This is a genomic window from Laedolimicola ammoniilytica, assembly GCF_025567165.1.
Lineage (GTDB): Bacteria > Bacillota > Clostridia > Lachnospirales > Lachnospiraceae > Laedolimicola > Laedolimicola ammoniilytica.
Map to the genome: position 1 here is coordinate 1 of NZ_JAOQKC010000037.1, position 12,214 is coordinate 12,214.

At 48.6% G+C, this 12,214-nt stretch carries 12 protein-coding genes; all 12 read left to right on the forward strand.

The features are described 5' to 3' along the window. Window positions 1-606 precede the first annotated feature (606 nt). Window positions 607-1,296, forward strand: coding sequence for a response regulator transcription factor (locus OCV63_RS16750; RefSeq protein ID WP_158365357.1), 690 nt, complete (start codon window positions 607-609; stop codon window positions 1,294-1,296). Further along, window positions 1,272-2,555 carry a sensor histidine kinase gene (locus tag OCV63_RS16755; RefSeq protein ID WP_158365358.1) on the forward strand — a complete coding sequence of 428 codons (1,284 nt, stop codon included), beginning with the start codon at window positions 1,272-1,274 and terminating at the stop codon, window positions 2,553-2,555. The genes OCV63_RS16750 and OCV63_RS16755 overlap by 25 nt, the downstream gene beginning before the upstream one ends. A gap of 186 nt (window positions 2,556-2,741) precedes the next feature. Then, the gene (locus OCV63_RS16760) at window positions 2,742-4,193 is read left to right on the forward strand and encodes a ParB/RepB/Spo0J family partition protein (RefSeq protein WP_158365359.1); all 1,452 of its coding nucleotides are present in this window, start codon (window positions 2,742-2,744) and stop codon (window positions 4,191-4,193) included. 285 nt (window positions 4,194-4,478) lie between these two features. Further along, a complete protein-coding gene (locus tag OCV63_RS16765) occupies window positions 4,479-4,820 on the forward strand; it encodes a DUF7768 domain-containing protein (RefSeq protein WP_014080816.1) in 342 nt (113 codons plus the stop codon). After that, window positions 4,820-5,533 (forward strand): antirestriction protein ArdA, encoded by a 714-nt coding sequence (locus OCV63_RS16770; protein ID WP_158365360.1) that lies wholly within the window; start codon window positions 4,820-4,822, stop codon window positions 5,531-5,533. The genes OCV63_RS16765 and OCV63_RS16770 overlap by 1 nt, the downstream gene beginning before the upstream one ends. Before the next feature lie 119 nt (window positions 5,534-5,652). Next, on the forward strand, window positions 5,653-6,057 hold the full coding sequence (locus OCV63_RS16775; protein WP_470365372.1) for a PcfB family protein: 405 nt from the start codon (window positions 5,653-5,655) through the stop codon (window positions 6,055-6,057). After that, a complete protein-coding gene (locus OCV63_RS16780) occupies window positions 6,044-7,825 on the forward strand; it encodes a VirD4-like conjugal transfer protein, CD1115 family (protein ID WP_158365362.1) in 1,782 nt (593 codons plus the stop codon). The genes OCV63_RS16775 and OCV63_RS16780 overlap by 14 nt, the downstream gene beginning before the upstream one ends. Before the next feature lie 216 nt (window positions 7,826-8,041). Next, entirely contained in the window at window positions 8,042-8,182 is a 141-nt protein-coding gene (locus tag OCV63_RS16785) for a Maff2 family mobile element protein (RefSeq protein ID WP_007037419.1), read from the forward strand. Between the two features lie 188 nt (window positions 8,183-8,370). After that, entirely contained in the window at window positions 8,371-9,018 is a 648-nt protein-coding gene (locus OCV63_RS16790) for a YfkD family protein (RefSeq protein WP_006857809.1), read from the forward strand. After that, complete coding sequence (locus tag OCV63_RS16795; RefSeq protein WP_006857810.1) at window positions 9,015-9,560, forward strand: hypothetical protein; 546 nt, start codon at window positions 9,015-9,017, stop codon at window positions 9,558-9,560. Before OCV63_RS16790 ends, OCV63_RS16795 begins: the two co-directional genes overlap by 4 nt. A 600-nt stretch (window positions 9,561-10,160) precedes the next feature. Beyond that, entirely contained in the window at window positions 10,161-10,595 is a 435-nt protein-coding gene (locus OCV63_RS16800; protein WP_226822778.1) for a plasmid mobilization protein, read from the forward strand. After that, window positions 10,567-12,189 (forward strand): relaxase/mobilization nuclease domain-containing protein, encoded by a 1,623-nt coding sequence (locus OCV63_RS16805; RefSeq protein WP_003533417.1) that lies wholly within the window; start codon window positions 10,567-10,569, stop codon window positions 12,187-12,189. The genes OCV63_RS16800 and OCV63_RS16805 overlap by 29 nt, the downstream gene beginning before the upstream one ends. The last annotated feature ends 25 nt before the right edge of the window (window positions 12,190-12,214 follow it).

Below are 12,214 nucleotides of genomic sequence, written 5' to 3' on the forward strand. Positions count from 1 at the left end.
GACAAGGTAGATAGGGCAGAGGTGGAAGTGTGGTAACACATGGAGCTGACTGTTACTAATAGGTCGAGGGCTTGACCAAGAGCGGAGAAAGCGGCCAGACGGCTGGGCTGTGAAGACGAAGAGTGCTTGCACTCTGAGGCGGAACAGGACAGGCGGATGGACATTTGCGAAGCAAAGGACATGAGGAAGAAGCGAAGCGGATTCCGAATGACCGCTTTCGTAAATGAAAGAAGTCGCAACTCTTCGCGAAGCGTCATAGGATAGAAAATGTCTAAAAGATATGCAGTATATAGTTTTGAAGGTACAAAGAGAAACCGTTTCACGAGAGTGGAACGGTTTTTTATAATATAAAGAGTTTTAGAAGAATACAAATGAAGAAGCAGTACTCTGATATTAATTCAAGAATGCCTCGGCATTCTTGCTGCGAGGTGCGCGTCATGCAATTGCAAGACATACTTCTACTGCGCACCTCTGCAATCCTGCCGGAGGCTATATCAGCTGGGGGATTGACTCCCCCACTGATACAAGCTTGTTTCTCACCACCTATAGAGGTGGGAGTCATCTCCCAGCTGATATATATAGTTAATAAAGAGAGGTGCATATGCTATGCCAGGTATACTCGTGGTTGAAGATGATGAAAATTTAAATCGTGGAATTACATTTTCACTGAAAAAATCCGGATATGAGGTTTTTTCAGCAGAATCAGTGAAAAAAGCGAAAAGAATTGCAAGTGATCATAATGTGGATGTTACCATTTGTGATGTGAATCTTCCGGATGGGAATGGACTGGAATTTGTAAGGTGGATGAGATGCAATTATAATACATACATTATTTGTCTTACAGCACTAGATCAGGAGATGGATCAGGTCATGGGATATGAAGCAGGGGCAGATGATTATATTACAAAGCCGTTTAGTCTTTCGGTACTTCTTTTGAAAATAGAAGCACATTTCCGCCGCAGACAGGAGAAAACGGAAGCCGGAAAGATGATTTCGGGAGATATCGTATTTATCGCAGGAGAAATGAAAGTCCTGATAAAGAGTCGTGAAATCAGTCTGACAAAAACGGAATTGAAAATGCTGACTTTTTTTCTTCAGAATCCGAAACAGATTCTTTCAAAAGCACAAATATTGGAAAATGTGTTTGATCTGGAAGGGGATTTTGTGGATGAAAATACAATCGCTGTCAATATCAGAAGACTCCGTGAGAAAATCGAAGACAATCCGGCTGCACCGGTCTATATAAAGAATATCAGAGGTCTTGGGTATATATGGAATCAGGAGGTAAGGCAGTGACAAAGAGATACCGCAAGAAGATTACAGTAGTGCTCTCCTTGGTATTACCTGTCATATTATTGTTTGCAATATTAAATTGCTTTACCACGTATGTGTTTTATGAAGATTATAAATATAAAATGAATCTTATGACAGAGATTGCTGCAAAGGAAGAATTTTCCGGGCTGGATGCTGTTTCGGAATTGCTTAAGGATAAGGATATTGAAACTAACGAACAGGGAAGGCGATTATTGGAGCAATATGGATACTGGGGGAATAAAGGGAATGCATTTTATTCGCAATTCCGGCATCAGGTTATGGTGACCGGTGCTGTAAGCACTGTGATATGCGTGCTTCTTTTGACTTTTTTACTTTATTGGAAGAAAAAAGAAGATGCGTATCATCAGAAAATTTTAGACCAGTTGGAAGAAATTCTGATCAGATTCCGTGAAAATAAATTTGATGATTTACTGAAAACGGAAAATCATGCAGAACTGGAAAAATTGAATGACCAGCTTGAAGCAATCGGACATCATATTCAGTTGATAAAGGAAGAAGCAAGGGCAGAAAAGGAGAACACGAAAGAAATGGTTTCTGATATTTCTCACCAGTTAAAGACACCGGTTGCAGCTTTGGATACATGTTTTAGTGTGCTGATGCAGAATGACTTAAGTGCCACAGAACAGGAGGAGTTTCGTATCCGTTGTCGGAGTGCTCTGGATGGACTGGAGACATTATTGCAGTCGCTTCTTGAAATATCCAAGATGGAAACTGGACTGATTCAGATTAATAAGAAAAAACTTCCGCTTATGGATACTGTCATATCTGCTGTGAACCGCACTTATCCTAAAGCGGATGAGAAAGAAATTGAATTCGTTTTTGACTATGAAAAAGAGCTGGAAACATGCACGATTATGCAGGATAAAAGGTGGCTTGGTGAAGCTGTGATCAATGTTCTGGATAATGCGGTCAAGTACAGTCCGTGTGGTTCAAAAATATTTATCCGGTTACAAAAAAGAAACGATCTTGTAAGAATGGAAATTGAGGATCAGGGAATTGGTATTCCACAGAATGAGTATCACAAAATTTTTCAACGATTTTACAGAGGAAGTTCCAAGGAGGTCATGGAAAAGAGTGGTACAGGAATCGGACTTTTTCTATCGAGAGAAATTATCGAAAAACACGCGGGTACGATTACGGTAACCTCTGGCAAAAAGAAAAAAGGAAGCACGTTTGTGATTCAATTACCATATGATTGTTTCCTATTAGGAACGCTGTAAATACAAGGCTTTTCGGAGCCTACGAACCACAAAAAATAATATTTGATCTATCACATTACACAAAAAGCCGTCCGGCGTTCAAATCGGGCGGCTTTTTTGCGTGGATAGACCGGAAGGAGGCGGAAAAATAATTGCAGAAATTTAACCCGCAAAATTGTGCAACTTTCACAAAAAGGAGGATAGTGAATGGCAGATGAAAAATTGAACACAGGCCCCGGTGAGGAGAAGCTCCCGGAGGCTCCCGCTCCTGTTACGGTTGACGGGCCCCAGGCTCCAGCTCCCGAACAGACTGCCGCTCCCACACCCCAGCAGGAGGGGCCTGCCCAGCCCGAGCCCGGTGATGTGGTGGTGTCCTTTGACAAAATCAATGAGCTGATGAATGAAAAGCGGCAGACAGCCCGGGCCGAGGTAGAAAAAGAGGCGGCGGCAAAAGAGCCGGAGGAGAAAACGCAGGAGGAACCTCCCGCCGCTGGGGATGGCGAACCGAAAAAGGCCCGTCGGGGCCGTCCTCCAAAAGAGGAAAAAGCGGAGCCTGCGGGCAAGGAGGCGGCGAAGCCCCGCAAGGGCCGCCCACCCAAGGCGGATAAGGCGGCCCCCGGCGAGGCCACGCCGACTAAGCGAGACAAATTGTCCCGAAGTGGGAAAAAGGCTGCGGAGGTTAAAGCTCCCCCGGAACCCGAAAAGGCCCCACCCGAAAATGCGGCTCCGGCCCCGGAACAGGCTCCGCCTGAGCCAGCCGCTCCACCCCGTCCTGTGGAGGAAGGAAAGCTGGTCTATCTGAAACTTTCCGAAATGCATCCGTTCCACACATTCCGCCCCCACCCGTTTAAGGTGCGGGACGACGCCAAAATGCAGGAAACGGTAGCGTCCATCAAGGCAAACGGCGTAATGGTTCCTGGTCTTGCCCGCCCGGAAAAGGATGGCAACGGTTATGAGATCGTGGCGGGCCATCGCCGCCATCATGGTTGTGAGCTGGCCGGGCTGGAGGAAATGCCCTTTATCGTCCGGGAAATGACTGACCACGAGGCGGTACAGGCCATGAAGGACAGCAACAAGCAGAGGGATCAGACGCTCCCCAGCGAACTGGCCGCCCTGTTGGAACTGGAAGTGGAGGACATCAAGCACCAGGGCGGGCGGCTGAAAAATGTGGCCGAGGGCGATATTGGAAAACGCTCCGTTGAGATCGTGGGCGAGGCGCACGACATGAACTATAAAAAGGTCATGCGTTATCTGCGGCTGAACTCCCTTGTGCCGGAACTGCTGGACAAGGTGGACGATAAAAAAATGGGCTTTATGCCCGCTGTGGAGATTTCCTATATCCGCCCCAAAAACCAGCGGCTGATCGCTGTTTCCATTGACGGAGAACAGGCATCCCCCTCTCTGGCCCAAGCGAAAAAGCTCCGGGAGCTGGACAAGGACGGGAAACTCAATGGTGATGTCATTGATGGCATCTTATCAGAAAAGAAAAAGGAGGATCGAGGCGTGATTATTTCTACCGCTGAACTGGAAAAGTATTTTGGCAAGGAGGCCACTCCCGCCAAAATGAAGGAGCAGATCATGACTTTGCTTGACGAGTGGAAAGAGAAACAGCCGCCCGAACTGGCGAAGGCTCCGAAAAAGATGGAGCAGGACAAGTAACCACTTCGAGACATTTTGTCCCGAGGGCCCTGCCCTCCGCATCATGGCTCTGGTGGTATATATCCCCCGTCGCCGCCTGTTTTTTCGTACAGCCGGGAGCGGGCTGTCAAGGGTGCATCGCACCGCCGTTTTACGGCGGCCTGCCCTTGACGGTCTGCCCCGGCTGTGCTATTTCCCCGGCAAGCGGCGGGGGTATATCCTCCAGAGCCGCCCCCTTTCCCATGATTGGGAAAGGGCGGGGGGATTGGGCTGAACTTTCTTATTAAAATATCGGAGGTATTGACTATGAAGCGTCCCCTTGCATACATTACCGCCGCATGGTTGAGCGGCGACAGTGAAAACGCAGAACAGGCCGCCCGCTACTGCCGGGCGGTTTATGAGGCAGGCTTTTCCCCGATCTGCCCGCCCCTTTATCTGCCCCTGTTTCTCAATGACGCAGTACCCGAGGAGCATAAAAGCGGCATCGACATGGGCCGTGACCTGCTCCGCCGCTCCCATGTGCTGGTGGTCTGCGGCCACACCATGACCGAGGCCATGAAAAATGATATTGCCGTGGCCCAGCGGCTGGGAATTACCGCCACCACCCTTGAGGGCATCCTGACCGTCAAGGGACAGGGCAAACGCTGATGGAGTCTGTTTTTGAGGCTTTCATTTCAAATCCTGCCCTTTACAGTGCGGGGCATCTGGTGGGGGAAACGCTGCATTTCCCCACCAACACGGAGGAGGTGCAGTCCCTCTTAAAGCGGATCGGCGTGGACGGGGTGCGCTGCCAGGAATACTTTATTATCTCCTTTGACAGCGACATTCTCGGCCTTTATGACTATCTGGGCGAGTATGAAAACATTGACGAGCTCAACCATCTGGCCCATCTGCTGAAGGAGCTCTCCCCATCAGAACGGGAAACGCTGGAGGCGGTTATGGACAGCGGCCAGCATTGTGGCTCGGTGCAGGACTTGATCAACCTTACGCAAAATCTGGACTGCTACGACTTTCATCCCGGCGTGGACAATGAGGAAATGCTGGGCCGCCTTTATGTGGAGGATATGGAAAGTCTCGAAGTGCCGGATAATATAAAACCCTACTTTGACTTTGAAGCATACGGGCGGGACATTTCCATCAACGAAAACGGACACTTTGCACCGGGCGGCTATGTGACGAAGGTAAGTGACGATTTCCGGGAGGTCTACCACGGCCCCCAGGACATCCCCGCTGAACACAGGGTTTTTGCTTACCCCCAGCTTTCGATCCGGGAGCAGATGGCCGCTTATCAAGAAATTATTGACGGTTCCTCAAAGGAGGGGTTCCAGCGGCTGGCTGAAAAACACCACGAGGAACGGTAACGGGGACTTCGAGACAATTTGTCCCAAGGCGAAAGGAGGCGGTGTAACTGATTGATGAAGAAATTTCCCGGAGCTCCATAGCGATTTCTGTCCGGGCCAGCAAGCTGACAGCCCGGGGGCTGGCCTATGTGCTCCGGGCGGCGGGCCGCCAGATCGCCAAACGGCATAAGAAAGCCCAAAGGCCCCACGGCAGGCAGAGCGTGAAAAAGCTCATGGCTCACGGTGAAAATGTGAACAGCATCGAGGTGGAGGCCCCGAAGCTCTTTGACCGTATGGCCCGCCGTTTTCATGTGGACTATGCCTTTTACAAAACCGGGCCGGACAAATACCTGCTGTTTTTCAAGGCAGGACAGGCGGATGCAATTACCGCCTGTTTTGAGCGGTATTCCCGCAGGCTTCTGGAACAGTCAAAATCCAGCCGCATCCCCATCCGGGAACAGCTCAAAAAAGCGGCGGAACAGCTTGTAAAGGAACCGCCCAAAACACAGGAACGGACAAAGGAGGTGGTTCGTGAAGAACGATAGCATCAAAAAATACATTATTCCCAACATCCCGTATCTGTTTGTCCTGTGGGCCTTTCTCAAACTTGGGACGGCCTACCGTCTGGCGGCGGGTGCGGATTTTGCTCATAAGCTCATGGGGCTGGGCCAGACCATTGGCCCGGCCTTTGCCGACTTTGCCCCGGGGCTTGCTCCTTTTGACTGGCTTGTTGGCATTGTGGGGGCTGTGGCGTTCCGGGTAATGGTCTATGTAAAAAGCAAAAACGCCAAAAAATTCCGGCGGGATGAGGAGTATGGATCAGCCCGTTGGGGCTGTCCGAAAGATATAGCCCCTTTCGTAGATCCAAAGTTTGAAAACAACATCATTCTGACCGGGACGGAGTTCCTTACCATGAATACCCGTCCGAAAAATCCGGCCAACGCCCGCAACCTCAATGCCTGTGTGATCGGTTCGTCCGGCTCCGGCAAAACCCGGTTCTGGCTTACTCCGCAGATTTTGCAGGCCAGCGCAGACAAAAACGGCGGATGCAGCTATGTGTGTGTCGATCCCAAAGGAGGCGTTCTCGGGCAGGTGGGCCACTTCCTGCAAAAGCGTGGGTATCGGATCAAGGTGTTCAATTCCATTGATTTCACAAAATCCATGCACTATAACCCGCTGGCGTACATCCGCAACGAGGCCGACATTCTTAAATTTGTGGACGCTCTCATTTCTAATACCAAAGGCGAGGGCAAGGAAGGCGATCCGTTCTGGACAAAATCGGAAACCCTGCTTTACTGCGCCCTCATCGCCTATATCATTTTCGAGGGCCCCGCCGAGGATCGGAACATGAACACATTGGTTGACATGATTTCCGGGATGGAGGTCAAGGAGGATGACGAGGATTTTATGAACGCCGTGGACTATATGTTTGCGGGCCTGGAAAAACGAAAGCCGGATTGCTTTGCGGTCAAGCAGTATAAAAAATACAAACTAGCCAGCGGAAAGACAGCAAAATCCATTCTGATTAGCTGTGGTGCAAGGTTAGCACCATTTGATATTGCGGAGCTGCGCGAGGTTACATCCTACGATGAGTTGGAACTGGATACGCTGGGAGACAGAAAAACGGCTCTGTTCCTCATTATGAGTGATACGGATGACAGTTTTAACTTTCTCATTTCCATGTGCTACACCCAGTTATTCAACCTGCTTTGTGAAAAGGCCGATGATGTGTATGGCGGCAGGCTTCCGGTTCATGTGCGCTGTTTGATTGATGAGTGTGCTAACATCGGGCAGATTCCGAAGCTGGAAAAGCTGGTGGCCACCATCCGAAGCCGTGAAATCTCTGCCTGTCTGGTGTTGCAGGCACAGAGCCAGCTCAAGGCAATTTACAAAGATAATGCCGATACCATCATCGGCAATATGGATACTTCCATCTTCCTGGGTGGCAAAGAACCAACGACGTTGAAAGAGTTGGCGGCTGTTCTGGGAAAGGAGACCATAGACACTTACAACACCGGAGAGAGCCGGGGACGGGAGACCTCCCACTCGCTTAACTATCAGAAATTGGGAAAAGAGCTGATGAGCCAGGACGAGCTGGCAGTTATGGATGGCGGCAAGTGCATCTTGCAGTTGCGCGGTGTGCGTCCGTTTCTTTCAGACAAGTATGACATTACCAGACACCCTAATTTCAAATACACAGCTGATGCAGACAAGCGAAATACCTTTGATATTGAAGCATTTTTGTCTGCCAGACTAAAACTCAAGCCTGATGAGGTCTGCGATGTATATGAAGTAGACACGGAGGGCGTGTAATACGGTTCCGCTGAGAAAGGAGTGATCGTATCTATTTGCCGCAACTGCCTCAGTTGAGGCCATTGGCGTACAAAGCGGACAATCGCAAGAAAAATAATGAAAAAGGAGGACAGCCGGAATCAGGCTCTCATATATCGAGGGCAGATTGTTCCGGCTTTTGTGCGCTTATGAAACAAACCTAACTAATCATTCAAATGATTCCGGCTAATATTATTTATGGCATTTTTTGAACAGGCAATTACCGTTCTTCAGACTCTCGTTATCGCTCTGGGTGCTGGTCTTGGTATCTGGGGTGTCATCAACCTGTTGGAAGGTTACGGCAACGACAACCCTGGCGCCAATGCTCATGTGCGGTAAAGTAACACACAAGAATTTGATAGACAGCCTTCACTATTCAGAAAAATTAACCAAAAAAAAGCAAAATTGAATTTGATAATTGATATAATAGCTAAAATATGGTACTATAAAACAAAAGGAGATGATGCCAATGGTTTGATGAAACACACAACAAAATATAACTTTTTAAGCAAAGGAGGAAGTCCATAATGAGAAAAATCAAAACAATATTAGGGATAGTTTTTTCTTTAGCTATTGTAACAACAATGAACACTACTGTTTTTGCAGCTAACGATTCAGGAATACCAGAACGTAGAGGAGTATATATACGAGAATGTGTAGGTTATGAGCCTAATTATACGAATATTGATTATACTCATAAATTATTAGGTTCTGTTTCAGGCGATAATACTCAAGGCTCAAGTCCTATGCAAATTACATATCAATATGAACAAAGCGGAACAACCACCGCATCTATTGCGGGTTATGCCAATGGCACAACAGAAGCAAATGTTGTTTTTGCAAAAATGCAGGCGGAAGTAGGAGTTGAAGTTACCGGTTCACGTAGTTGGACAAAAGGAACATCAGCGGGTGTCTCATATAGTATTGCACCGGGGAAATTTGAAGTGTTAAATGTTTATATTCCTGCTGTTAGAACAGCTGGTCGTTTAAAATACAAGGTTTATATGGACGGCTATCCTGAAAATGTTTTTTATGAATATAAAACATTAACAGAATCTTATGCACCACAAAAAAATTCTGTCCATTATAAAGTAACAACTTCTAGCTACTCAGCCATAAAAGTTCCAAAGGGAATGACGGTATACACGCCAACAGGAGTATATAAAGCACAATGAAAAACAAATTGTTTATATTACTATTAGCTTTTGTACTTTTGTTGAGTGCTTGTTCTAATAATTCTCCACCTGATGACAACACAAAAGAAGTACTGCCAGAGCTTGAAAGTGCCGGTTCTATTGAAAGCCGGGGCGAGAAATTTATTGAAAATTTTCCACAAGACTATCCTTCATTTGAATTATTAGAATATGTTTTTGGTTCCGCTGAAAATGCCCCAATACAACTGGTTGCGATAGCCCGAAATAAAGAAACTGGTTCATCAGCTACATTATTTGTGCTTGATGAAAATGGGGTAGGTCAGGTAGTTCTTGCAAGTGGTTATTCAGCGACATATTGCAAAGAAGATGGATTACAACTTGATAAAAACGTAATTTCTATTTCTTTGAATTTGGAAATCTCTAGTACAAATTCTGAAATTCACGACTTTAATATTACAGTAACACAGGAGGAAAATCAAGGTAAAGTCAATACAGTGTATTCTTCACAAGAAAACATCAGATCGAAAGTAGCAAATCCAGCCGAGCCAGTCAACGGCAAGTAAATGGGCTTCGCCCACCGTTGACAGCCCCGCCTGTCTTTGCAAATGTGTAGCCAAGAGGACGATAGCCCAAAGTGCTACCGCCCTCTTTTATTTTACAACTGAATAACCGCTGCCCCATAGCGGCACATGAAGCAGTAAGTCTGAAAAAGATTTGCTGCTTTTTTTGCGCCCATTTTTGGCAAATCGAGAAAGTATCGGTACTGATAAGTGAGCAGGGGGAAATTCCCGTTTTCTATCAAGCAGCGGGCAAAACACAGCTTCTGAAACGCCTTATTGTTGGGAAAGACCAAGCCGCCGGAAAAGTCTTTGCCAGAAAGAGAGGGAGAACGCCAGCCCGCAGCCTTTTATGAAAAAACTGGTTGCGATTTCCCGAAAAAGTGGCAGTAGGAAGTGAGCGGCAGACCGGCAGTTTCTTAGAGCAAGATTCTACCGCAGTACCAAATTTCGCTTATCGCTCATTTTGTCCTTGCGGGAATCTTGTTGGGGAGTGCCTTCCCCAAACCCTGCTTATGCGGCTTACGCCGCTTGAAAAATTCCCGCAAATTCTTTTCGGATTATTTCAAAAACAGTTCCGCTACACACCCCGTTTTTCTCCTATTAGTGAGAGGACACCACGCACAGAAAGGAGGTCAACCACCTATGAAACGATATAACACGCCCCACCGCAGCAGGGTAGTCAAGACCCGGCTGACCGATGAAGAATACGCCGATTTTACCGCCCGGCTTGCCCCTTATGGTATGAGCCAGTCCGAATTTATCCGGCAAGCCATTACACGGGCAACCATACGCCCCATTGTTACCGTTTCCCCGGTCAATGATGAATTGCTTGCCGCTGTCGGGAAGCTGACCGCCGAATACGGCAGGATCGGCGGCAACCTCAATCAGATTGCCCGGTATCTGAACGAATACGGTGTGCCGTACAACGCCCTGTCCGGCGAAGTCCGAGTCGCCATTTCCGACCTTGCAGCCTTGAAGTTTGAAGTCTTGCAGAAAGTAGGTGAAGCCGTTGGCAACATTCAAACATATCAGCTCTAAAAATGCCGACTACGGGGCAGCCGAGCAGTACCTTACCTTTGAGCATGACGAGTTTACCATGAAGCCTACCCTTGATGAAAACGGGCGGCTTGTCCCCCGTGAGGACTATCGCCTTGCCACGCTGAACTGCGGCGATGAAGATTTTGCCGTAGCCTGTATGCGCTCCAATCTCCGCTATGGCAAAAACCAAAAACGGGAAGATGTGAAGTCCCACCACTATATCATCAGCTTCGACCCACGGGACGGAACGGACAACGGCTTGACCGTTGATAAGGCACAATCGCTGGGCGAGGAATTTTGCAAAGAGCATTTCCCCGGACACCAAGCCATTGTCTGCACCCACCCGGACGGACACAATCACTCTGGCAACATTCATGTGCATATCGTCATAAACAGCTTGCGGATTGAAGCTGTCCCGCTTCTGCCCTACATGGACAGACCAGCGGACACGAAATGCGGCATGAAGCACCGCTGCACAGACGCAGCTATGGAATATTTCAAGTCCGAAGTCATGGAGATGTGCCACCGGGAAAATCTGTATCAGATTGACCTCTTGCATGGCAGTAAGAACCGAGTGACCGAGCGTGAATACTGGGCGCAGAAGAAAGGGCAGCTTGCCCTTGATAAAGCCAATGCCCCGATGATAGCGGACGGTATCACGCCCCGGCAAACCAAGTTTGAAACCGACAAGGCGAAGCTGCGGCAGACCATACGCAACACCCTTGACCGGGCAAGCACCTTTGACGAATTTTCAGCTTTGCTTTTGCAGTCGGGAATCTCCGTCAAGGAGAGCCGGGGGCGGCTGTCCTATCTCACGCCGGACAGAACCAAGCCCATTACCGCCCGGAAGCTGGGGGATGATTTTGACCGTACCGCCGTCCTTGCCCTTTTGGAGCAGAACGCCCACAGAGCCGCCGAACAGACCACACCCATACCCGAATACCCCGGTAGCATGACGGGGCATTTGCAGAGGGAAAAATCCGCCAAAATCGCCCCGAAACAGGACGGTTTACAGCGCATGGTTGACCGGGAAACGAAACGAGCCGAGGGCAAGGGCGTAGGCTATGACCGCTGGGCTTCCCTGCACAATCTCAAACAGATGGCGGCTACCCACAACTTTCTCATGGAGAACGGATTGCTTGACCTTGACAAGCTGGACGCAGCCGTGGAGAGCAGCCGGAAAGCCCTTTCCGAAGCAAGGGAAAGTCTGCGGGGCATTGAGCAGACCATAGCCGACAAGAAAAATCTGCGAAAGGTTGTCAGCGATTACCGCCGAACCCGCCCGACTATTGAGGAACACAAGAAGCTGAAAGGCAAAAAGACAGAAACCTACTACCGGGCAAATGAAGCAGATTTCATCATCTATGAAGCCACCCTGCGCCAGCTAAAGGTGCTTGCACCGGGAAAGAAGCTGCCTGCCATTTCCAAGCTGAATACGGAGATTGAAGCCCTCATTTCCGAGAAAAACGCAGCTTACAACACCTACCGCACCGCCAAAGCCGAGCATGAGCAGCTTGCCACCGCCAAGCGGAACACCGAGCAGATACTACACGGCACACCGAGCCGTCAGAAAAAGCACGAACAGGAGCGTTAAAAACCGACCCGAAATGATACCGAAA

What these genes read in the sequence shown, in the direction of transcription:
- OCV63_RS16755 (WP_158365358.1), top strand. Translation starts at nt 1,272, where the DNA reads ATGGAATCAGGAGGTAAGGCAGTGACAAAGAGATACCGCAAGAAGATT.
- OCV63_RS16760 (WP_158365359.1), top strand. Translation starts at nt 2,742, where the DNA reads ATGGCAGATGAAAAATTGAACACAGGCCCCGGTGAGGAGAAGCTCCCG.
- OCV63_RS16765 (WP_014080816.1), top strand. Translation starts at nt 4,479, where the DNA reads ATGAAGCGTCCCCTTGCATACATTACCGCCGCATGGTTGAGCGGCGAC.
- OCV63_RS16790 (WP_006857809.1), top strand. Translation starts at nt 8,371, where the DNA reads ATGAGAAAAATCAAAACAATATTAGGGATAGTTTTTTCTTTAGCTATT.
- OCV63_RS16785 (WP_007037419.1), top strand. Translation starts at nt 8,042, where the DNA reads ATGGCATTTTTTGAACAGGCAATTACCGTTCTTCAGACTCTCGTTATC.
- OCV63_RS16750 (WP_158365357.1), top strand. Translation starts at nt 607, where the DNA reads ATGCCAGGTATACTCGTGGTTGAAGATGATGAAAATTTAAATCGTGGA.
- OCV63_RS16770 (WP_158365360.1), top strand. Translation starts at nt 4,820, where the DNA reads ATGGAGTCTGTTTTTGAGGCTTTCATTTCAAATCCTGCCCTTTACAGT.
- OCV63_RS16795 (WP_006857810.1), top strand. Translation starts at nt 9,015, where the DNA reads ATGAAAAACAAATTGTTTATATTACTATTAGCTTTTGTACTTTTGTTG.